The following is a 21,768-nucleotide window of genomic DNA, read 5'->3' as shown; positions in this document are numbered from 1 at the left end:
CGCACGTCGTTCACGTCAGAAGCCGCCCCGATGCCAGGGCCCCCAGATGGCGAACGACACGCCCTGGGTCGACTGGATGTTGACGTAGAGGGTCCGCCCGCCGGGGCCGAAGGTCGAACCGGCGAACTCCGCACCCGGGTCGCCGGCCACGGGCGCCAGCCGGGCGAAGTCGAAGATCTCACCGCGCCTGGTCAGGCCGCGCAGGAAGTTGTCGCCGCCGCCGTCCTCGCACAGCACCAGCGTGCCGCGCGGGCTGACGGTGACGTTGTCGGGCAGGTCCAGGACGGTCGAGCCGGGCGACTCGTAGGCGAGCCTCAGCCGCCCGCTCCACGTCTCGTAGGCCCAGACCTGCCCGCGGCCCTTTCCGAACCCGGACGGCGGCGTGTCGCCGGTGGCGCCACCCTGGGTGGAGACGAAGTAGACGGTGCCGTGGTGGTGGACGGCGCCCTCCAGCCTGGAGAAGATCGCCGCGCCCTGGTCGAGCCCCTGCCGGCTCACCGCCCGTATCGCCGTGTCGTTGTCCGGCCTGCCGGTGAACCGCGGGTCGGGCTCGGCGATCTCCACCCATCGAGTCCGGTAGACGGCGCCGGCGGGCTGGCCCGCCGACAGATCCTTCCCGTCCTCATCCCGTACGGCCAGCATCTCCAGCCGCCCGCCGTCCAGGATGCGCCCGGCCTTGAGCGGATGCCTCGGCGGAAGGTAGCGGTAGAAGCCGGACGGGAAGCCGAAGTTGTCCTCGGTGAGGTACAGGGCCCCGCTGACCGGGTCGAAGGCCGCGGACTCGTGCGCGAATCGCCCCGCCGACCGGATCGGCACCGGCCGCGCGACACCGGTGATCGGCACCTCGAACACGTAACCGTGCTTCTGGGTGAGCTTGGAGTTGTCGCCGCCGGAGAAGTCGTTGCCCACGTCGGGGCCGTTGACCGTCTCCTCGCAGGTCACCCAGGCGCCCCACGGCATCGGGCCGCCCGAGCAGTTCATCATGGTGCCGTTGAGCGAGGGCCCACTGGCCAGCACCTCCCCGTACGGGGTCACCCGCAGGGTCGCGGTGCCACCGCCGGCGGCCGGGTCGTAGGCCTTGGCCGGATCGCCGAACGCGCCGACGGGCCCGTTGACCTCGTGGTTGCGGACCAGGATCGTGCTGCCGCGCGGGCCGCGGAAGGCGGCCATGCCGTCGTGCCTGCCCGGCACCCCGCTGCCGTCGGAGAACGTCTCGCCCGCCGCGTTGAACGAGCGGTAGCGGAAGCCGTCCGGCAGGAAGAGCCGCACCTGGCCGTCCCGGGCGTCGGGCACCGGCCTGAGCGGGCCGTACCCGGGCACCGGCCGTACGCCGCCCCGGGCGCCGGCCTCGGCGACTCCGGCGAACGGCCCGGCGACACCCGCCGCGACGGCTCCCGCTCCGGTGAGAAAGCGACGTCGATCCATGGTGCTGACCTTCCGTGACGTTGTTCACCGGATGTTAAGGTGCGCGGAAGATCGTGGCCTATGTCAGACCTCGCCAAGGCAGTACATCATTCCCCGCGCCAAGCTCCGGTAATCCCCGTGTTTTGTCCACAGGCTGTGGAGTGATTCGCGGGCACCCCTGGGGACCCGGTTTGTACGCCGTCGCTACGCTGCCAACGTGAACAACGGCTACGTGGAACTGAGCAGGGAGCAGTGGAGCGATCTCCGCAGAAACACGCCCTTGACTCTCACCGCAGACGAGCTGGAAGCCCTTCGCGGCGTCGATGATCCCATCGACCTCGCCGAGGTCACCGACATCTACCTCCCCCTCACCCGGCTGCTCAACCTGCACTACACCGGGTCCCAGGAGCGCAGCAACGTGCTGAGCTCCTTCCTCGGCAAACCGGGGCCGCGCGTGCCGTACGTGCTGGGGATCGCCGGAAGCGTCGCGGTCGGCAAGTCGACGACGGCGCGGCTGCTGCACACGCTGCTGGCCCGCTGGCCGGAGCACCCCAACGTCGGGCTGCTGACCACCGACAGTTTCCTCTACCCCAACAAAGTCCTCGAAGCCAAGGGCATCATGCACCGCAAGGGCTTCCCGGAGAGCTACGACCGGCGGGCGCTGGTGCGGTTCGTGGCCGAGGTGAAGGCGGGCATGGGCGAGGTACGCGCCCCCGTCTACAGCCACCTTGAGTACGACATCGTCCCCGGGGCCCACCAGATCGTGAAAAACCCCGATATCTTGATCATCGAGGGGCTGAACGTCCTGCAGCCCGCTCCCCCGACCTCGCTGGCGGTCAACGACTACTTCGACTACTCCATCTACGTGGACGCGAAGGTCGAGGACATCAGGTCCTGGTACGTCGACCGCTTCCACAAACTGCGCAGAACCGCCTTCGAAGACCCCAAGTCCTACTTCAAGTACATCGCCGAACTCTCCTACGAAGAGGCCACCGACTTCGCCGTCAACGTCTGGCGCGACATCAACGAGCGGAACCTGGTGGAGAACATCGCCCCCACCCGCGGCCGCGCCGACCTGGTCCTGCAGAAGGGCGCCGACCACTCGATCAGGCGGGTACGGCTGCGCCGTACGTGAGATCCCCGCCCCCGCTCTCCCCCAGCACGTAGACGGCGAAGCGGCCCTGGCAGCCCTGGTCGTCGATGTCGGCGAACCAGCAGTCCTCGCCGTCGACGTGGCAGATGCGTATTGACATGGCCACAGCCTGAAGGGACCCGTTCAACAGAACGTCAACGTCGAATCTACGACAATGGCCCCGTGCTACATCTTCGATTGATCTGCCCTCCCGGCCGCACGGACGAAGTGCTGACGGTGCTGGAGGAGTGTCCGGGCATCACCAACATCGTGGTGCTGCCCGGCGCCGCCCGCGAACCCGCCGGTGACCTCGTCTTCTGCGACACCGCGCGGGAGTCGGCCAACGAGACCCTGTCCAAGCTCAAGTGGCTGGAGGACGAGGGGTCGATCGCGATCGAGCACATCGACCTGGCCCTGTCGAAGGTCGCCACGGAGGCGATCGAGGAGGCGCCGGGCGACCCCGACGACGCCGTGGTGTGGGAGGAACTGGCCCACCGGGTGCACAACGACTCCCGCATCACCTGGGCGTACGTGGCCTTCCTGGCCATCGCCACGCAGCTCGCGGGCATCGGCGCCCTGCAGAACTCGCCCATCCTCATCGTCGGCGCGATGGTGCTCGGGCCGGAGTTCGGGGCGGTCGCGGCGATCTGCTTCGGGCTCCTGCGCCGGCGATGGCGCCTGGTGATCGAGGCGCTGCGGACGTTGTTCATCGGCTTCACCATCGCGATCGCGATCACCTTCGCCTGCGCGCTGGTCTCCCACTGGCTCGGCTGGATCGACATCGAGAACCTCAAGATCAACGACGAGGTGAAGTTCATCGTGAAGCCGGACCGCTGGTCGTTCATCGTCGCGCTGCTGGCCGGAGTCGCGGGCGTGCTGTCGATCACCTCGGGCAAGTCCTCGGCGCTGATCGGCGTCTTCATCTCGGTCACCACCATCCCCGCCGCCGGGTACCTGGCCGTGGCGCTCGCGGTGGGTGACTGGGCGGAGGTGGCGGGGCCGGTCTGGCAGCTCGCGGTCAACATCTTCGGCATGGTCCTCGCCGGGACCGTCACCCTCCTGATCCAGCGCAGAGTCTGGCCTCAAGTAGGACGCCCCTCCTCCCATTGAAGGAGGCCACCCGGCGGCCACGGAGGGTAGTGTCCGGATCATGCACATCCTCGCTACCGAGGGGCTGACCAAACGCTTCCCGACCGTCACCGCGCTCGACCGGCTCACGGTGGACGTCGGAACCGGCGTCACCGGCCTGGTCGGCGCCAACGGCGCGGGCAAGTCGACACTGATCAAGATCCTCCTGGGCCTGCTGCCGCCCACCGCGGGCGGCGCCAAGGTGCTCGATCTCGACGTGACCACGCAGGGCACGCAGATTCGCCGCCTCGTCGGCTACATGCCCGAGCACGACTGCCTGCCGCCCGACGTGTCGGCCACCGAGTTCGTCGTCCACCTCGCCCAGATGTCCGGGCTGCCGCGCACGGCCGCCCGCGAACGCGCCGCCGACGTCCTGCGCCACGTGGGACTGGCCGAAGAGCGCTACCGTGCCATGGGCGGCTACTCCACCGGCATGAAGCAGCGGGTCAAGCTGGCGCAGGCGCTCGTACACGATCCCAAAATGATCTTCCTCGACGAGCCCACCAACGGCCTCGACCCGCGCGGGCGCGACGAGATGCTCGCGCTGATCCGCCGCATCGGCACCGAGTTCGGTATCAGCGTCCTGGTCACCAGCCACCTGCTCGGCGAGCTGGAGCGCATCTGCGACCACGTGATCGTCATCGACGCCGGCCGCCTGCTGCGCTCCTCCGCCATCACCGAGTTCACCCAGGCCACGCAGAGCCTCACCGTCGAGGTCGAGGAGGGCGTCCAGCCCTTGGCGGAACGGCTGGCGGAGCACGGCCAGCAGGTCACCCAGCACGGCCGCCTGCTGCTGGTCAAGGTGAGCGGCCCGGAGACGTTCGACGCCATCCGCGACGCCGTGGTCGACCTCGACCTGTGCCTCATCCGGATGGAGCAGGGCCGCCACCGCATCGAGGACGTCTTCAGGGAGGAGGCCGCGGATGTCGTCTGAGATCTATGACATCGGCTACCGCCACTACGACGGGCCGCGACTGGGCCCCGGCTACGCGACGCGGGCGCTGACGCTGCACAGCCTGCGCGGCATCTTCGGCCTCGGCCGTACGGCCCGCAGCAAGATCATGCCGTTCCTGCTCGCCATCATCATGCTGCTGCCCGCGGTCGTGAGCATCGCCATGATGGCCCTGCTCCAGCAGCGCGGCATGGCCTACAGCGCGTTCGCGGTGATCATGCAGGCGGTGATCGCCATCTTCCTGGCCGCGCAGGCGCCCACCGTGGTCGCCCCCGACCTGCGCTACCGCGTGCTGCCGCTCTACCTCTCGCGGCCGGTCGCGGTCGCGCAGTACGTCAGCGCCAAGGTCATCTCGATGACGGTCGCGCTGTTCATGCTGGTGGCGGTGCCGCTCACGCTCATCTACGCCGGCGAGCTGCTCATCGACCTGCCGGGGCCGCCGCAGACCAAGGAGTACCTGGGCGCGATGGCCATGGCGCTGCTGCTGGCGGTGCTGCTGACCGCGTTCGGCCTGGCGCTGGCCTCGCTCACGCCCCGGCGCGGGCTCGGCGTGGCCTCGGTCATCGCCGTCTACCTGCTGTCACTGGCCGCCGTACCGGTCATCTACAGCACGCTGTTGTCGCTGAACGAGGAGGCCGCGGCCAAGTGGGCGTGGCTGCTCAACCCGTTCTGGCTGGTGGACGCGGTCCAGGTGTGGTTGTTCGGCACCACGCCCAACTCCGAGGGCGGATACCCTCCGGGCCCCGCGCCCGCGCTGATCACGCTCGCGCTGATCGCCTTCGCCCTCGGCGTGCTGGCCCTGCGCTACCGGAAGGCGGCGGCCCAATGAAACTCGAGCTCTCCCAGGTCTCGCGCTGGTACGGCAACGTGGTGGCGGTCAACGACGTCACCATGACGATCGGGCCCGGCGTGACCGGCCTGCTCGGGCCCAACGGCGCGGGCAAGTCGACGCTCCTGCACCTGATGGCCGGGTTCCTGGGCCCGTCGGGAGGCAGCGTCACGCTCGACGGCACCAAGGTGTGGAAGAACCACCACATCTACCGCAACATCGGTCTGGTGCCCGAGCGCGAGGGCGTCTACGGCTTCCTCACCGGCTGGCAGTTCGTGCTGTCGGCCGCCAAGCTCCACGGCCTGTCCGACCCCGTGAGCGCCGCCCAGAAAGCGCTGGCCACGGTCGAGATGGAAGGGCCGAAGGACCGCCGCGTCGAGACCTACTCCAAGGGCATGCGCCAGCGCGTCAAGGTCGCCGCCGCGCTCGTCCACGACCCCGAGGTGCTGCTGCTCGACGAGCCGTTCAACGGGATGGACCCGCGCCAGCGCATGCACCTGATGGACCTCATCCGCGCCATGGGCACCGCCGGAAAGACCATCCTGTTCAGCTCGCACATCCTCGAAGAGGTCGAGCGGGTCGCCCAGCACATCGAGGTGCTGGTCGCCGGTCGCCACGCGGCCTCCGGCGACTTCCGGCAGATCCGCCGCCTGATGACCGACCGCCCGCACCTGTTCCGCATCAAGTCCAGCGACGACAGGAAGCTGGCCGCCGCGCTCATCGTGGACGCCTCCTCCGGCGGCGTCACGCTCGGCCCCGACGGCCTGGAGGTGCAGGCGGTGGAGTTCCGCCGCTTCGCCTGGCTGCTGCCGCGCGTCGCCCGCGCCGAGGGCATCAACCTGCACCAGGTCTCCCCCGTCGACGAGGACCTGGAGAGCGTCTTCTCCTACCTGATCAACCGGAGCACCTGATGAACACCGTGGTTGCCGGGATCACCTACCGCGCGCTGCTCGGCAGGCGGCGCATCCTGCTGCTGCTCCTGCTGCCGCTCGCGCTCATCGGGCTGGCCGTCCTGCTGCGCCTGACCGGCGGCGCCGACCAGCGCTCGGCCATCCTGCTCATGCAGAACTTCGCGATCGCCACCATGCTGCCGCTGCTCGGCCTGATCGCCGGCACCGGCGTCATCGCGCCCGAGATCGACGACGGCACCATCATCCATCTGATGTCCAAGCCGATCTCCCGGCCGGTGATCGCCCAGACGAAGTTCCTCGTGGCCGCCTCCATGCTGGCCGTCTTCGCCGCCGTCCCCACCTACCTCGCCGCCTGGCTGCTGGTGCGCAACGAGGACGGCATCGCCTTCGGATTCGCCCTGGGCTCCCTGTTCGGCGGCATCGCGTACGCGGCGCTCTTCCTGCTGCTGGGCGTCCTGACCCGCCACGCGGTCACGATCGGCATCATCTACGCGCTGATCTGGGAAGGCATGGTGGGCAGCTTCGTCAAGGGCGCCCAGAACTTCTCCATCCAGCAGTGGGCCCAGGCCATCGCCGACCAGATCTCCACCTCGGCGTTCATCGACCAGACCGCGGTGACGATCGGCTGGGCCATACCGGCGATCGCGATCGTCACGGTCGGCGCGGTCGTCTGGGCGGGGCTGCGGCTGCGCGCCTTCTCCCTCACCGGGGACGAGTGAGACACTCCCCTGCATGGGGACGGAGATCATCGTCGCGTTGATCGGCCTGGCCGGCGGTCTGCTGACCGCCGGCCTCGGCTTTTACCAATGGCGCAAGAGCCACCAGGCCGCGACCGCCCCGGGCCCGCCCCCGCCGGGCAAACTCTCCCGCTCCGAGGAGAAGGCGCTCGGCCGCCGCCGCAGCGGCCTGCTCGACCGGCTGACCGACGACATGCGCCACATCAACCTCCTCAACCACCCCAAACCCCTCAACATCGAGAGCCTGTACGTGCAGCTGCGCGTCCACGACCAGCAGCCGCTGCGCTTCATGCACCACGAGGAACTCCAGGAACTACGCGGCCGCGCCCCAGGCGACCTCGTCAGACTCACCAGAGCCCGCAAGAAGGACCAGCAGGCCGAGATCCTCACCCCGGAAGAGGCCTTCACCCGTTTCCGCCGCATGGTCGTCCTGGGCGACCCCGGCGCGGGCAAGACCACGATGCTGCGCTACCTGGGTTTCAAGGCCGCCACCGACGAGATCCTGCCCGTCTTCGTCGAACTGCGCCGCCTGGTACGCGCCGAAGGCGGCCTCCTGGACTACGTCAGCACCCGCTGGGCCGAGCGCTACGGCGAACTCCAGGCCGCCGACCTCATCGACCACGCCCTCACCACCGGCAGCGCGGTCCTGCTGATCGACGGCCTCGACGAGGTCCTGGGCGGCGAGAGCGCCGACGAGGCCGACGCCACCTACCAGCGCGTCATCCAGGAGATCGACCGCCTGGCCGCCCGCTACCCCGGCGCCCGCATCGCCGTCACCTGCCGCCGCGCGGGCTGGCGCGGCCAGTTGCCCGCCTTCAGAACGCTGGAGGTGCTCGACTTCGACGACTCCCAGATCGAGGAGTTCGTCGGCAACTGGTTCCAGGACGACCACGACAAGCGCGACAAGCTCACCGCCGCGTTACGCCGCAGCAGCCGCATCCAGACCCTGAGCGCCAACCCCCTGCTGCTCTCCCTCATCGCCATCGTCTTCGAGTCCGACCTCGAACTGCCCGAACGCCGCTCCAAGCTCTACGCCCGCACCATCGAGGTCCTGCTGACGGAGTGGGACAGCAAGCGCGACATCAAGCGCTTCCCCCGCTTCACCGCCGACCGCAAACGCGACCTCCTGGAAGAGATCGCCTGGCACTACCAGCGCGCCGGCCTGGCCTACTTCGCCAAGGACGAGCTGCTCGGCGTGATCGCCGGCTTCCTGCCCACCGTCGACCTCGACCCCGCCGACGCCCCCGCCATCCTCGGCGAGATCTGCGAGCACTACGGGATGCTCAAGGAGCAGGCGCAGGAGGTGTACGGCTTCCTGCACCTGACCATCCAGGAGTACTTCGCCGCCGAGGTCGCCGCCAGGATCGGCGCCCCGGCCATCGCGGAGATCGCCAAGGTCCGCCACGACCCGTGGTGGGAGGAGGTCATCCTGCTGCTCGCCGGCCGGCTCCACGACGCGACACCGCTGCTGCTGGCCGTGCTCGGCCACGACCAGGACACCGCCGCCATCGAGGGGCCGGTGGCCCGCGACGACGACATGTTCCACAACGACCTGCTGCTGGCCGGACGCTGCCTGGTCAGCACGCCGCGGATCAAGGCCGCGTGGCTGCGGGGCCGGATCGTCGAGGAGATAGGCGAGCTCATGCTGGCCGCGCCGGACGAGTCGGCGACCGAGCTGTTCAAGGAGATCGGGGCGACGAGGATCTCCCAGATCGAACCCCGCCTGAAGGACCTCGACCCCAGCCACCGCAAGGCCGTCGCCAAAACCCTGGGCCTGGCCGACCTCAGCACACCCCCCGACTTCCTCAAGGACTGGACAGAGGTCCCGCACGAACCGGCGCTCATCGTGGAGTGGCTGGAACGCCTGACCCCGCACGCCACCCATCCCGACAGCGAGAAGCCGCTGGAGCTTCTCGTCGACAAGGCACGTGAGCTGGAGGTCCACGCCGCCGTCCCGGTGTTGTGGAAGCTCCACGACCTGGGCAGGGAGGACTCCCGGGCCGACCACGCGCTCAACGACTGCCGCCACGCGCTGCTCGAACTGGGCGAGATCACCGAGGACGAACTGTGGGAGGCGCTCTCACTTGGCTGGCGGGACTTCGGCCTCGTCAGCCTGCTCCTGCGGGTCAGCGACCAAGACCGCTGGCTGTGCGCGCTCCTCGACCCGCGTACGGACCCGTGGCACCTCCGGCGCTTCACCACCAACCTGCGGGGGGACCTGCCCAAGGCGCTCGTCGGGTCCGTGGCCGGTCATCTGCGCGACGAGAGCATCGCCTGGCCGACCCGCTGGCTGCTGACCGAACTGCTCGACGGCGGGCCCGAACTCCTCGACGTGCTCGCCGACGAGCGTGCCCACCCCATGGTCAGGGTGGGCGCCGCGGCCACGCTCGCCGACCACGGCCACCACGAAGGGGTTCCGCTGCTGCTGGCGATGGTGCCCCGCGGAATCGATGGAACGCCCAGATCCGCCTATCCCGGCCACCGGGTCGCCGTTCTCCAGCACGAGACCGCGCTACGGGAACGCGTATACACCTGCCTGGCCAAAACCGGCGACCCGGCCGCGATCCAGGCGCTGGTCTCCCGCTTCGATCAGCTCGCCGCGGAGTCACCGCCCACACCCGACGATCCGCGAGTCCCCGACGAGTGCAACGACCTGGTGGACGCCCTCACGGAAACCGCCCCCGAACTGATCAGCAGGCGGCTGGTCACCCTGATCGAAGGCCTTCCTCGCATCACCGGCGAGCTGTACTACCGCAGCGTGGTGAGCAACCTCGCGATCGCTCTGCCCGCCTCGCTCACCGCCGAGATGCTCCGCCGCGTCCGGGCGGTGAACCTCCCCCGCTGGGCCATCGACGACACGCGAGTGTTGACCACCCGGATCGGCGAGGTGGGCGAGGACTGGAGACCGTGCACGAGCTCCTGAAGGTCATCGAAGAGCCCGGCCTCGCCTGGGACCCCGACGCCGCGACGGAGGCGCTGGCCGAGGTGAGCAGACGCGCCCAGGTGCGCGTCTATCCCGACGGGCGCGTGGAATGAGAAAGGGGGCACGGCACCGCCGTACCCCCTTGAAAACCTCTACGAGCAGGACGTGCGCACCACATCGGCCAGGCGGCCCGCGACCTGCGAGGCCTGGTCCTCCGATGAGGCCTCGACCATGACCCGGATCATCGGCTCCGTGCCGCTCGGCCGGATGAGCACCCGGCCGGTCTCGCCCAGTTCCGCCTCCGCCGCGGCCACGGCGGCGACCAGTTCCGGCACCGACGCCTTGCCCTTGTCGACGTCCTTGACGTTGATGAGGATCTGCGGCAGCGCCGTCATCGCCGAGGACAGTTCGCGCAACGTCTTGCCGGTCCGCGCGACCACCGACAGCAGGTGGAGCGAGGTCAGCAGGCCGTCGCCGGTGGTGGCGTGGTCGAGCATGATGACGTGGCCCGACTGCTCACCGCCGAGGTTGTAGCCGTTGGCCTTCATGCGTTCGAGAACGTAGCGGTCGCCCACCGCGGTCTCGATCACGTTGATCCCGGCCTCACGCATGGCCAGCTTGAAGCCGAGGTTCGACATCACGGTCGCGACCACGGTGTCGTGGGCCAGCGTGCCCTCGTCGTGCATCGCCCTGGCCAGCACCGCCATGATGCGGTCGCCGTCGACGATCGCGCCGGTGTGGTCGACCGCGAGGCAGCGGTCGGCGTCGCCGTCGTAGGCGACCCCGAGGTCGGCGCCGCGCGAGATGACCACCTGCTGGAGCTTGTCCAGGTGGGTCGAGCCGTAGCCGTTGTTGATGTTGAGCCCGTCGGGCCTGGCGCCGATCGCCTCCACCCGGGCGCCCGCGCGTACGAGCGCTTCCGGCGCCACCATGTGCGCCGCGCCGTGCGCGCAGTCGACCACCACGTTCAGCCCGTCAAGGCTGCCCTGGACGGTGGTCAGCAGGTGGGAGATGTAGCGGTCGGCCTCGCCGTAGGCGTCTCTGACCCGGCCGACGGCCGAGCCGACGGGCCTGTTCCACGCCTCACCGAGCCGCCGCTGGATCTCGTCCTCGACCGCGTCGGACAGCTTGAAGCCGCCCTTGGCCAGGAACTTGATGCCGTTGTCCGGCGCCGGGTTGTGCGAAGCCGACAGCATGACGCCGATGTCGGCGCCGAGCGCGGCCGTGAGGTGGGCGACGGCCGGGGTGGGCAGCACGCCGAGGCGCAGCACATCCACTCCGGACGACGCGAGGCCGGCGACCACCGCGGCCTCCAGGAATTCACCTGAAGCCCGGGGGTCCCGGCCTACGACCGCGACAGGCCTCTTGTGGCCGGTCGCGGCGAACGCGCCTGCATCGCCGAGGACGTGAGCCGCCGCGACCGAAAGGTCCATGGCGAGCTCGGCCGTGAGGTCGCGACCCGCGACCCCACGTACCCCGTCGGTGCCGAAAAGGCGCCCCACTTAGCGCTTGCTGTACTGCGGAGCCTTGCGGGCCTTCTTGAGGCCGTACTTCTTCCGCTCCGTGGCGCGGGCGTCACGGGTGAGGAAGCCGGCCTTCTTCAGCGGCGGACGGTTGTTCTCGACGTCCAGGACCGCCAGCGCGCGGGACAGGCCCATGCGCAGGGCACCGGCCTGGCCGGTCACGCCGCCACCGTCGATGCGGGCGATGACGTCGAAGGCCTCCTCGGCACCGAGCACCACGAAGGGCTCGTTGACGATCTGCTGGTGGACCTTGTTGGGGAAGTAGGCATCCAGCGAACGACCGTTGATCGTCCACTTGCCGGTGCCGGGGACGATGCGCACGCGGGCGATCGCCTCCTTGCGGCGGCCGGTGCCGTACGAGTTGCCCGTGGTGACGGGCTTACGCACGGGGGCGTCGGCGCTGGCGGCGGATTCGGTGGTGTACTCGGACGGGAACTCCTCGGTGGAGAAGTCCTCCTGCTCGGCCTCGACGACGGCCGTCTCGACACCGGTGGGCTCAGCCACGGTTCTCCTCTAAATCTTTCGAACTACTACTGGGCGATCTGGGTGATCTCGAACGGCACGGGCTGCTGGGCCTGGTGCGGGTGCTCGGAACCCGCGTAGACCTTGAGCTTCTTCGCCATCTTCCGGCCGAGGGAGTTCTTGGGGAGCATGCCCTTGACGGCCTTCTCGACCGCCCTGTCGGGGCGCTTCTCCATGAGCTCGCCGTAGGTCACGGAACGCAGACCGCCCGGGTAGCCCGAGTGGCGGTAAGCCTTCTTCTGCTCAAGCTTGTTACCGCTCAGCGCGATCTTCTCCGCGTTGATGACGATGACGAAGTCACCGGTGTCGACGTGGTTGGCGAAGATCGGCTTGTGCTTGCCGCGGAGCAGGGTCGCGACGTGGCTGGCCAGCCGGCCCAGCACGACATCGGTCGCGTCGATGACGTACCACTGACGTTCGACGTCAGCGGGCTTCGGTGAGTACGTGCGCACGGTCGTTAGCCTTATCTTGCTCGGCGTCTTCTTACCGCTGCCGGAATCGGTCAGCGCCTTTGTCGGTCGGTGCGGGCGCACGACAGCCCGGACCTTCCGTCTCCCTGCCTCAGCAGGCTTCATGGGAGATGACGCCGGACGCGCCGCGCATCGGTCGCTCTGGACCTATGCACACAACGATTGACTAGGCTACCTCACTTCAAGAGCTACCGGTAACCAGCGCCGAGTCTACCCGACACAGAACGGTTCTATTTCGTTTCCCGGCAATCCCTTCTTTACCACCACCGCTCATCCCTATCGTTGGCTCCGGCATGTGGCAGAGCATTCACACCCGGCTGACCCAGCGGACTTTCCGGCGCCGGAACCACCTGGGGGTGCTGGCGTGCCTCTCTGCCGCGGTCTTCGCCGGTGTGCTGATCGGCCGCCTGACCGACGCCGAGCCGCCGGCCGAGCAGCTCTACCTCAACGAAAGCGTGCCGCCCGCGGCGGCGACAGCCGTACCGACGCCAAAGAAGCAGCCGTTCGCGGCCCCGATCCCGCGCGAGACCACCCCGTCGCAGCCGCACGGCCGCGCGACCGCCAAGCCGCTGCCCTCGCCGTCGAGCGAGATCTCCGGTTTCTTCCCGCAGGACCACCCCACGCAGATCCTCGGCGATCCGGTGGTACGGCTGGAGCCCGAGTTCGCCCGTCGCGTGGTCGTGCTCACCAACAGCGCCAGGGTCAAGAAGGGCTGCCGGCCGCTGCGGGTCGACACGCGCCTGACCCGATCGGCCCGCGCCCACTCGATGGAGATGGCCACCGAGGGCAAGCTCGACCACGTCTCGCCCGACGGTTCCTCACCTTGGGAGCGGATGGAGCGCGCGGGCTACCGCCAGGGCGCCGCCGAGAACATCGGCAGCGGCTACACCACCCCCGGCGAGGCGGTCAGCGGGTGGCTGACCAACCGTTCCCACCGCGGCAACATCCTCAACTGCGACATCGTGGCCATCGGCGTTGGAGTCGCCAACGGGCCGACCGGCCTGTGGTGGACCCAGGACTTCGGCTACCGCTGACGCGGTAATCTCCCGGCATGGGTTTCCCCAAAAAGCGATCGACCGGCGGCGAAGACGAGGCCTCGGCCACGACCGAGACCACACGGCAGAGCACCATGTGGAGCCCCTATGACGAGGGACCGCGCTCCCGGGGGCCGCTGTGGTTCGCCCTGGGCGGGCTGGCCGTGCTCGGACTGCTCGCCGGCGGCCTCGTCATCATGTGGAACACCGAGACTCCCGGCCAGGCCGAGACGGCGCGCCGTACCTCCGCGCCGCTGCCGTCGGCGCCGCCCGGCGAGTTCGGCTTCGCCGGCGAGCGCAAGACCGACCCGGAACCGCTGTCGGTCAAGGAGCTCTTCCCCCAGAAGAAGTTCACGGTGGACGGGCGCTCCTACGAGATGACCATCACCAAGCACGACAAGAAGTGCGGTGACGCCGCCAACGGCGACAAGCTCGCGAAGGCCCTGAAGTCCGGCAAGTGCAACCAGGTGGTCCGCGCCAGCTTCCGCGACAAGGCCGGCAAGGTCATCGGCACCGTCGGCGTCGCGAACCTCAACACCACCGGCTCGGCCAAGAAGGTCGCCGCCGCGGGCGGCAAGGACAAGCGTTCAGTGTACGTGAAGGCGCTGCCCGGCAAGGACGCGGTCACCAAGTACATCGGATCGGGCTCCGGCGCCGCCGAGATCTGGGTCCACGGCCACTACGCGATCATGGTCTGGTTCCAGAACAAGGACGGCTCGGAACCGACCAAGAAGACCTCCAAGGTCCTCGCCCAGGCGGCCGACGACATCGCGAAGGCGACCGCCTTCAAGGCCCTGGACGCCCGCTCGCTCAGCGGATACCCCGGGAACTGAACCACACCAAACTCCCCCATAAGCCGACAAACCAGGCGGTCGATCCGGCCGGGAACGCCCATACCGGCATGACGATCTCGACCTTCTCGCTAGGCTCCCCCTTATGCGTGGCCAGGAACCCGGGTCCGAGCACGAGCGCGCCGAGACCGACGGCTCGGTCGCTCCGGCGACGACACCGCCGCCGAGCTTCGGCCAGCTCCTCTCACCCGCCGACGACCCAACAACCCCGCCCATCCTGTACGGCGACGCCGTACAGGATGGTGGCGAGGGCGACCAGCAGGAGACGGCGGAGCGCCTGCCGTGGCCAAGTGCCGGCGGCGCCCCCATCCCCGTCTACCCGGGCCCGCCCCCCAACCTCCCGCTCCCCGAGCCACCCCTCCCGACCCAGCCCCCTCCGCCGGGCCAGCCACCCCTGCCCGGCGACCCACCCCTGCTGGGCCAACCACCTCTGCCGGGGCAGCCACCTCTGCCGGGGCAACCACCTCTGCTGAGCCAGCCACCCCCGCCGGGCCAGCCACTCTTGCCGGGCCAGTCCTCCCTGCCCCAGCCCCCGTCCTGGCCCGAGGCCCCCCGCGCCACCACCCCGGACCCCCGCCACGACCCCACCAGGCCGATGCCCGGACACCCGCTCGACAGCGGCCCGCATGGCGCGCCCGCGTACGGTCCTTCCGGCAACCCCCATGGCGCGCCCGGCAACGCCGGCCCACACGACCCGCCCGCGCAGAACGTGCCCACCTACGGCACCCCCGCCGACAGCGGCCCTCAGCCGCCGCCGACGGACGCGCTCGGGTACCCACCGCCTCCCGGTCCTGCCCCGGACTTCGGCACCGCCGACACCAACCCGGCCAACCCCTTGCCAGGGGCCGACGTCCAGCCGTGGAACGTTGCGGCCCCGGCCCCCGAGCCCGTGCCCACCGCCGATCTGCCCGACCTGCCCGAGCTGCCCGCCTTCCCGGGCGCGAAGCCGTGGGAGGTCCCCGGCGAGGAAGCCGAGTACGACTGGTTCGCCGACCCCGAGCCCGACGACCCCCAGCTCACCCGGACCTCCTGGCCCAAGCCGGAACTCCCGTCCGACACCCCGCCTCCCGGCGAGCCCACGTGGGAACCCCCGCCCGGCTTCACCGCCGCGGCGGCAGGCATGCAGGTGTGGCCGTCCCCGGTGACCGACCCGGCGGTACCCCCGTGGCCCGCGGCGACCGGCGAACCCATCCCCGGCGCCGACTACGACGCCCTGGAACCCCCGGCACCGTGGCCGGGTACGCCCGCCGTACCCGCAAACCCCCAGGACGTCCAGCACCCCGCCACAGCCCCCCAAAGCAACCCACCCCAGCCCCCTGGCAGCCCGCTCCATCCACCCGGACACCAAAGCACCGCCCCACACCAGCAGCCCGGACACCAGAGCACCGGACCGAACCAGCCACCCGAACACCAGGGCGCCGGACCGAACCAGCCGCCCGGACACCAGGGCCCCGGACCGAACCAGCCGCCCGGACACCAGGGCCCCGGACCGGGCCAGCCGTCCGACCCCGGCCTCACCCTTCCGGTGGCTCGCCAGGCCGAGCCCGGTGACATCCCGGTGTGGCCGATGAAGCAGTCCGACGACACCGGCCCGCACCAACTGCCCGAGCTCCCGTTCCCACCGGAGGTCTGGGGCCCGAAGCCCGCGCTGCCCGCGCCGAGGCAGCCCATGGCGCTGCCCCCGGCCGATTCGGACACCCCGCCCCACGGCATCCCCGCCTTCCCCGGCCCCCGCCCTCCGGCGACGGACAGCCCCCACCCGGACGCCGCACGCCCACAGGCACCGGTACCAGCCCCGCCGACCAACTTCCAGCCCCCGGCCCGCCAGGCCTTCGGCAACCAGCCCTTCGCAGGCCAGCAGGCGCACACCCAGCCGGGCAGCCTGTTCACCCCCGGCGGCCCCACCGCGCCCCCGCAACCAGGCCCCCCGCAGCCACCGGCCAAGGGCAAGAAGGTCCTCCTGGCCGCGCTCGGCGTGCTGGTCCTGGCAGGCGTGGCGACCGGCGCGTTCTTCGCCTACCGGTCGATCAACAGCTCCAAACCCGCCGACGCGGCAGCCTCACAACCCCCGGCCACCTCGCAGCCCCCCACCTCCACGACCACCGACCCCCCGGACGACACCGCGGGCGCCTCCGTCCTGAACTCCGAGCAGACCGACCCCAAGAAGCTCGCCCTCACCGAGGCCTTCCCCGCCAAGAAGATCAAGATCGGCGGCAGGTCGTTCACCAGGGTCAAGACCAGCATGGCCGAGAACTGCGAGAAGGTCGCCGCGGGCCCGTTCGCCGACGCGCTGCGCAAGCAGGACTGCAGCCGCGTCCTACGCGCCACCTACGTCGACAGCAAGCGCCGCTACGCCGTCACCACCGGCCTCGCGGTCCTGCCCACGAAGGACGCGGCCGTCGAAGCCGACCAGGCCAAGAACCTGAGCCGCAACCTCTGGTTCCGCGCCCTGCCCGGCTCGGCGGGCAGCGGCGGCGACCGCATCCACATCGCCGGCGGCTACGCGGCCGGCCTGGTCTGGGGCCGCTACATCGTCTTCAGCTACGCCACCTACGCCGACGGCCACACCCCGACCGAAAAGGAAACCGGCCTGGGCAAGATCAGCGGCGGCTTCCGCGACCAAACCGCCAAGGTCCTGGAACGCCGAATCGCCGCCAGCTGACCCGCATAGGACGTCGCCGCCAACGGAAACCCATGCCATCGCATGGTCCGGCCATAACGCTGGGGGTGTGGGTGCGACTCCAGGCAAGACACCTGCCGAAGCCGCGGGCCCGCGTGCGGGCGTGGCTCCCGGCATGGCTCCCGGCATGGCCCGGACCGGCAGGCGCGCGTGCGGGTGTGGCTCCGCGCATGACGCCACCCCGAGCCGCGGGTGCGGGCACGACCGGCTGGCCCCGGGGCCCGTCGCGCGGCGGCCCGAGACGGGGCGCCGCGTGGCATGGGTGGGCGCGAGCCGTACCGCCAGATGGGGTGAACTAGAGGGTCCGGATGCGGCGGGTGGTGGCTGCTCTTGTGGCGAGGTCTGCGGGCTCCGGGTAGGTGACCTCCTCCAGGCACAGCCCGTGGGCGGGCGCCACATGCACCCCCGAATCCCGTACGGCTGCCGCCAGCACCTCCCCCGGCCACTCCACCGGCCGGCGCCCGTCCCCTGCCGCCATCAACGACCCGACCAGCGCCCGGACCATGGAATGGCAGAACGCGTCCGCGACCACGGTGGCGACCAGCAGCCCCCGTCCGTCCCGCACCCACTCGAGCCGCTGCAGTTCCCGAATCGTCGTGGCGCCTTCGCGCTTCTTGCAGAACGCCGCGAAGTCGTGCTCACCCAGCAACCGCGCGGCCGCGGCGTTCATGGCTTCGACGTCCAGCGGTCTGGCGTGCCAGACCACCTCCCGCCGCACCAACGGGTCCACTCCCCCCGGAGCGTCGCAAACCCGGTACGCATACCACCGGGACATAGCCGAAAATCGCGCGTCAAAGCCCTCAGGAGCCACCGAGACGCGAAATATCCGTACATCTGCCGCCAGGATCCCTGCCAACCTCCGCACAAGCGCAGCAAGCCTCTCAGCCCGTCCCGCAGGCGTGCCGCCCCGGGGATCCAGCTGCCCCAGCGACTCCTCGTCCAGGTCGACGTGCGCCACCTGCCCCCGGGCATGCACCCCGGCATCCGTCCGCCCGGCGACCGTCAGCGAGGCCGGCTCCGGCAGCCGCAGGATCCGCGTCAGCGCTTCCTCGATCTCGCCCTGCACCGTACGCCGCCCCGGCTGACGCGCCCATCCGGAGAAGTCGGTGCCGTCGTAGCCGAGGTCGAGGCGGAGCCGTACCACGATGTCATCTCCTAAATGTCATCTCCTGAATGTCATCTCCTGAATGCGCAACGGGCCCGCACCCCCGCAAGAGGGGTCCGGGCCCGTTGACGGCCTGAAAGATCAGGCCTCGTCCTTCTTCGCCTCGGTCTCCTTGGCGGGAGCCTCGTCGTCGGCGGCCTCGGGGGCCTCGGCCTCAGTGGTCTCGGCCTCGGCGGTCTCCTCAGCGACGTCCTCGACGACCTCGGCGGCGGCCGCGGGAGCGGCGGCAGCCTCGGCGGCCGGGGTGGTACGCGAGACGGTGACCGGGTTCAGCTGCTCGGTGACCAGCTCGATGACCGCCATGGGCGCGTTGTCGCCCTTACGGTTACCGATCTTGGTGATCCGGGTGTAGCCACCGGGACGCTCCGCGAAGGTCACGGCGATCTCGGTGAACAGGTGGTGGACGACGCCCTTGTCCTTGACGACGGTCAGCACCTGGCGACGGTTGTGAATGTCGCCCTTCTTGGCCTTGGTGATCAGGCGCTCCGCCAGCGGGCGGACGCGCTTGGCCTTGGTCACGGTGGTGGTGAGCCGGCCGTAGCGGAACAGATCGGTGGCGAGGTTCGCCAGGATCAGCCGCTCGTGAGCCGGGCTGCCGCCAAGACGTGCACCCTTGGTGGGCTTGGGCATTACGTTCTCCTTGAGAATGAACCCGCCACGGCCGTACGAGGTACCGGAGTCGGGCCGCCAGACGCCCCCGCAGGGGCGCCCGCGATCAACCAGTGCGAACCCCGGTCACCCCGAGAGGGGCGCCGGGGACGTGCTCAGTACTGCTCGGTCTCGACGTACGCGGAGTCGTCGTCGTCGTAACCGCCGCCGGCCACCGCGCTCGGGTCGAACCCGGGCGGGGAGTCCTTGAGAGCAAGCGTCATCTCGTGGAGCTTCTGCTTGACCTCTTCGATGGACTTGGCGCCGAAATTCCTTATATCGAGCAAGTCCTGCTCGCTGCGGGCGACTAGCTCGCCCACAGTGTGGATGCCCTCGCGCTTGAGGCAGTTGTAGGAACGAACCGTGAGGTTCAGCTCCTCGATCGGCAGCGCGAGGTCGGCGGCCAGGGCCGCGTCGGTCGGCGACGGGCCGATGTCGATGCCCTCGGCCTCGACGTTCAGCTCGCGGGCCAGGCCGAACAGCTCGACCAGCGTCTTGCCGGCCGACGCCACGGCGTCGCGCGGCTTCATGGCGGCCTTGGTCTCGACGTCCAGGATCAGACGGTCGAAGTCGGTACGCTGCTCGACTCGGGTCGCCTCGACCTTGTAGGTGACCTTGAGGACCGGCGAGTAGATCGAGTCGATCGGAATGCGGCCGATCTCCTGGCCGGGCTGCTTGTTCTGCGCGGCGGAGACGTAGCCGCGACCGCGCTCGACGGTCAGCTCCATCTCCAGCTTCGCCTTGCCGTTGAGGGTGGCGATGCGCAGTTCGGGGTTGTGCACCTCGACACCGGCCGGAGGCGCGATGTCGGCGGCGGTGACCTCACCCGGGCCCTGCTTGCGCAGGTACATGACGACCGGCTCGTCGTGCTCGGAGGAGACGACCAGTTCCTTGAGGTTCAGGATGATGTCGGTGACATCCTCCTTGACCCCCGGCACGGTCGAGAACTCGTGGAGCACGCCCTCGATGCGGATGCTGGTGACGGCCGCGCCCGGAATGGACGACAGCAGCGTACGCCGCACCGCGTTGCCGATGGTGTAGCCGAAACCCGGCTCCAGCGGCTCGATGACGAATCGGGACCGGGTCTCGTCGAGCGACTCTTCGAGAAGAGTCGGACGCTGAGCGATCAGCATGTGGGATCTCCCCTTGTAGTGCGGCGACCGCTATATGACGCCGCTCTCCATAACAGCTTAAGTGGAGTACGGCAGGCCGTACTCCACTTAGAGGCGAGTGACTACTTGGAGTAGTACTCGACGATCAGCTGCTCCTGGACCTGGGTGTCAATCTGACCGCGGACGGGCAGCTGGTGAACCAGGACGCGGAGCTTCTCCGGCACGACGCCGAGCCACGGCGGAACGGTGCGCTCGCCGGCGGTGGCGCGGGCCACCTCGTACGGCATCAGGTTGCGCTTGTTCTCGCGGACCTCGACGATGTCGTGCTCGCGAACGCGGTACGACGGGATGTCGACCTTCTTGCCGTTCACCAGGATGTGGCCGTGGCGCACCTGCTGGCGGGCGGCGTCACGCGACTGGGCGAACCCGGCGCGGAAGACGACGTTGTCGAGACGGCTCTCCAGAATCTGGAGAAGCACCTCACCGGACTTGCCGGTCTTGGCGCTGGCTTCCTCGTAGTAGTTGCGGAACTGCTTCTCGAGGACGCCGTAGATGCGGCGGGTCTTCTGCTTCTCACGAAGCTGGAGCTGGTACTCAGACTCCTTGGGACGACCGCGACCGTGCTCACCCGGCGGGTAAGGACGGATCTCGATGGGGCACTTGGCGGATTCGCACTTGCTGCCCTTGAGGAAGAGCTTGGTCTTCTCCCGACGGCAGAGCTTGCAGTCCGCGCCCGTGTAACGAGCCATTTCTCAATATCTCCTGGGTGTCAGACGCGGCGGCGCTTCGGCGGACGGCAGCCGTTGTGCGGAACCGGGGTCACGTCCTGGATGGAGCCGACCTCGAGCCCGGTCGCCTGCAGCGAACGGATCGCGGTCTCACGGCCGGAGCCGGGGCCCTTCACGAAGACGTCGACCTTGCGCATACCGTGCTCCATGGCGCGGCGGGCGGCGTTCTCGGCGGCCATCTGGGCGGCGAACGGGGTGGACTTACGGGAGCCCTTGAAACCCACGTGGCCGGCGCTGGCCCAGGAGATCACGTTCCCGTTGGGGTCGGTGATCGAGACGATCGTGTTGTTGAACGTGCTCTTGATGTGGGCGTGCCCGTGAGCGACGTTCTTCTTTTCCTTGCGGCGCACCTTCTTCGGTGCGCCCTGACGGCTCTTAGGAGGCATTGTTAGCCATTACTCCTGAGGTCTTCGGTCCGCGGCTGCGCGAACTACTTCTTACCGGGCTTCTTCTTACCGGCGACGGTCTTCTTCTTGCCCTTACGGGTGCGCGCGTTGGTCTGCGTGCGCTGGCCGTGGACGGGAAGACCCTTGCGGTGACGGATGCCCTGGTAGCAACCGATCTCGATCTTGCGACGGATGTCGGCCTGGACCTCGCGGCGCAGGTCACCCTCGATCTTGTAGTTCGACTCGATGTAGTCACGCATCGGGACGAGCTCAGCGTCGGAGAGCTGGTGCACGCGAAGGTCGCCGCTGACGCCGGTGGCCTTGAGGATCTCAAGGGCCCGGGTGCGGCCGATTCCGAAAATGTAGGTGAGAGCGATCTCCAGCCGCTTTTCGCGGGGGAGATCGACGCCAACCAGGCGAGCCATGGTCGGGCATTCTCCTTCTCTGTGGCGGAGGTCTTGCGCTCCACTGCCCCTCCCCATGCCCGGGGTGAGGGCCTCGGCCTCCGACCGAGGGTGTCCCACTGATGTGGGTGTGGCACGCGATTACTTCAGGCTGCTCATGCGTCGAGCC

22 protein-coding genes are annotated in these 21,768 nt (G+C 69.5%); 11 read left to right on the top strand and 11 right to left on the bottom strand.

Annotated features, from left to right (window positions below; translation table 11 throughout):
* Nucleotides 1–15: 15 nt before the first annotated feature.
* Nucleotides 16–1,425 carry an alkaline phosphatase PhoX gene (locus tag ACFWY5_RS04515; protein ID WP_379614473.1) on the bottom strand — a complete coding sequence of 470 codons (1,410 nt, stop codon included), beginning with the start codon at nt 1,423–1,425 and terminating at the stop codon, nt 16–18.
* Between the two features lie 211 nt (nt 1,426–1,636).
* Between ACFWY5_RS04515 and coaA the strand changes: the two genes are divergently transcribed.
* Nucleotides 1,637–2,539 (top strand): type I pantothenate kinase, encoded by a 903-nt coding sequence (gene coaA / locus ACFWY5_RS04510; protein WP_379614714.1) that lies wholly within the window; start codon nt 1,637–1,639, stop codon nt 2,537–2,539.
* On the opposite strand, the gene ACFWY5_RS04505 is transcribed toward coaA, so the two are convergent.
* On the bottom strand, nt 2,511–2,657 hold the full coding sequence (locus tag ACFWY5_RS04505; protein ID WP_379614475.1) for a hypothetical protein: 147 nt from the start codon (nt 2,655–2,657) through the stop codon (nt 2,511–2,513). The genes coaA and ACFWY5_RS04505 overlap by 29 nt on opposite strands.
* A gap of 62 nt (nt 2,658–2,719) precedes the next feature.
* Between ACFWY5_RS04505 and ACFWY5_RS04500 the strand changes: the two genes are divergently transcribed.
* From ACFWY5_RS04500 to ACFWY5_RS04470, 7 genes are read left to right on the top strand one after another with little or no spacing between them, the layout of a single operon-like run.
* Nucleotides 2,720–3,646 (top strand): DUF389 domain-containing protein, encoded by a 927-nt coding sequence (locus ACFWY5_RS04500; RefSeq protein ID WP_379614477.1) that lies wholly within the window; start codon nt 2,720–2,722, stop codon nt 3,644–3,646.
* Between the two features lie 40 nt (nt 3,647–3,686).
* On the top strand, nt 3,687–4,598 hold the full coding sequence (locus ACFWY5_RS04495; protein ID WP_379614479.1) for an ABC transporter ATP-binding protein: 912 nt from the start codon (nt 3,687–3,689) through the stop codon (nt 4,596–4,598).
* The gene (locus ACFWY5_RS04490; protein WP_379614481.1) at nt 4,588–5,445 is read left to right on the top strand and encodes an ABC transporter permease subunit; all 858 of its coding nucleotides are present in this window, start codon (nt 4,588–4,590) and stop codon (nt 5,443–5,445) included. Before ACFWY5_RS04495 ends, ACFWY5_RS04490 begins: the two co-directional genes overlap by 11 nt.
* Nucleotides 5,442–6,356, top strand: a complete 915-nt coding sequence (locus ACFWY5_RS04485) for an ABC transporter ATP-binding protein (RefSeq protein WP_379614483.1) — start codon at nt 5,442–5,444, stop codon at nt 6,354–6,356. Before ACFWY5_RS04490 ends, ACFWY5_RS04485 begins: the two co-directional genes overlap by 4 nt.
* On the top strand, nt 6,356–7,075 hold the full coding sequence (locus ACFWY5_RS04480) for an ABC transporter permease subunit (RefSeq protein ID WP_379614485.1): 720 nt from the start codon (nt 6,356–6,358) through the stop codon (nt 7,073–7,075). Before ACFWY5_RS04485 ends, ACFWY5_RS04480 begins: the two co-directional genes overlap by 1 nt.
* A 13-nt stretch (nt 7,076–7,088) precedes the next feature.
* Nucleotides 7,089–10,016: an NACHT domain-containing protein gene (locus tag ACFWY5_RS04475; RefSeq protein ID WP_379630520.1), complete on the top strand. Its 2,928-nt coding sequence runs from the start codon at nt 7,089–7,091 to the stop codon at nt 10,014–10,016.
* Nucleotides 10,001–10,129 carry a hypothetical protein gene (locus ACFWY5_RS04470; RefSeq protein WP_379630519.1) on the top strand — a complete coding sequence of 43 codons (129 nt, stop codon included), beginning with the start codon at nt 10,001–10,003 and terminating at the stop codon, nt 10,127–10,129. Before ACFWY5_RS04475 ends, ACFWY5_RS04470 begins: the two co-directional genes overlap by 16 nt.
* 39 nt (nt 10,130–10,168) lie before the next feature.
* Here ACFWY5_RS04470 and glmM read toward each other — a convergent pair whose 3' ends face one another.
* The 3 genes from glmM to rplM are packed head-to-tail and all read right to left on the bottom strand — an operon-like array spanning nt 10,169 to nt 12,513.
* Nucleotides 10,169–11,518: a phosphoglucosamine mutase gene (glmM, locus tag ACFWY5_RS04465; RefSeq protein ID WP_379614491.1), complete on the bottom strand. Its 1,350-nt coding sequence runs from the start codon at nt 11,516–11,518 to the stop codon at nt 10,169–10,171.
* Complete coding sequence (gene rpsI, locus ACFWY5_RS04460) at nt 11,519–12,043, bottom strand: 30S ribosomal protein S9 (RefSeq protein WP_379614493.1); 525 nt, start codon at nt 12,041–12,043, stop codon at nt 11,519–11,521.
* 26 nt (nt 12,044–12,069) lie between these two features.
* Nucleotides 12,070–12,513, bottom strand: coding sequence for a 50S ribosomal protein L13 (rplM, locus tag ACFWY5_RS04455; RefSeq protein ID WP_184958047.1), 444 nt, complete (start codon nt 12,511–12,513; stop codon nt 12,070–12,072).
* 311 nt (nt 12,514–12,824) lie between these two features.
* Between rplM and ACFWY5_RS04450 the strand changes: the two genes are divergently transcribed.
* The 3 genes from ACFWY5_RS04450 (at nt 12,825) to ACFWY5_RS04440 (ending at nt 17,078) form a co-directional block, all read left to right on the top strand.
* Nucleotides 12,825–13,565 (top strand): CAP domain-containing protein, encoded by a 741-nt coding sequence (locus ACFWY5_RS04450; RefSeq protein WP_379614496.1) that lies wholly within the window; start codon nt 12,825–12,827, stop codon nt 13,563–13,565.
* Between the two features lie 17 nt (nt 13,566–13,582).
* Nucleotides 13,583–14,398: a hypothetical protein gene (locus tag ACFWY5_RS04445; protein WP_379630518.1), complete on the top strand. Its 816-nt coding sequence runs from the start codon at nt 13,583–13,585 to the stop codon at nt 14,396–14,398.
* A gap of 103 nt (nt 14,399–14,501) precedes the next feature.
* Nucleotides 14,502–17,078, top strand: a complete 2,577-nt coding sequence (locus ACFWY5_RS04440) for a hypothetical protein (RefSeq protein ID WP_379630517.1) — start codon at nt 14,502–14,504, stop codon at nt 17,076–17,078.
* A gap of 313 nt (nt 17,079–17,391) precedes the next feature.
* On the opposite strand, the gene truA is transcribed toward ACFWY5_RS04440, so the two are convergent.
* From truA to rpsM, 6 genes are all read right to left on the bottom strand, one after another.
* Nucleotides 17,392–18,240 carry a tRNA pseudouridine(38-40) synthase TruA gene (truA, locus tag ACFWY5_RS04435; RefSeq protein ID WP_379630516.1) on the bottom strand — a complete coding sequence of 283 codons (849 nt, stop codon included), beginning with the start codon at nt 18,238–18,240 and terminating at the stop codon, nt 17,392–17,394.
* 102 nt (nt 18,241–18,342) lie between these two features.
* The gene (rplQ, locus tag ACFWY5_RS04430) at nt 18,343–18,891 is read right to left on the bottom strand and encodes a 50S ribosomal protein L17 (RefSeq protein WP_379614504.1); all 549 of its coding nucleotides are present in this window, start codon (nt 18,889–18,891) and stop codon (nt 18,343–18,345) included.
* Between the two features lie 134 nt (nt 18,892–19,025).
* Complete coding sequence (locus ACFWY5_RS04425; protein ID WP_184958053.1) at nt 19,026–20,042, bottom strand: DNA-directed RNA polymerase subunit alpha; 1,017 nt, start codon at nt 20,040–20,042, stop codon at nt 19,026–19,028.
* Between the two features lie 101 nt (nt 20,043–20,143).
* The gene (rpsD, locus tag ACFWY5_RS04420; protein ID WP_379614507.1) at nt 20,144–20,770 is read right to left on the bottom strand and encodes a 30S ribosomal protein S4; all 627 of its coding nucleotides are present in this window, start codon (nt 20,768–20,770) and stop codon (nt 20,144–20,146) included.
* A gap of 20 nt (nt 20,771–20,790) precedes the next feature.
* Entirely contained in the window at nt 20,791–21,195 is a 405-nt protein-coding gene (gene rpsK, locus ACFWY5_RS04415; RefSeq protein ID WP_020542285.1) for a 30S ribosomal protein S11, read from the bottom strand.
* 44 nt (nt 21,196–21,239) lie between these two features.
* Nucleotides 21,240–21,620: a 30S ribosomal protein S13 gene (gene rpsM / locus ACFWY5_RS04410; protein ID WP_379614509.1), complete on the bottom strand. Its 381-nt coding sequence runs from the start codon at nt 21,618–21,620 to the stop codon at nt 21,240–21,242.
* Between the last annotated feature and the right edge of the window lie 148 nt (nt 21,621–21,768).

Source organism: Nonomuraea sp. NPDC059007 (assembly GCF_042740555.1).
Classification (GTDB): domain Bacteria; phylum Actinomycetota; class Actinomycetes; order Streptosporangiales; family Streptosporangiaceae; genus Nonomuraea.
Note: the sequence above shows the minus strand (reverse complement) of the source record. Positions and strands in the feature narration are given on the sequence as shown.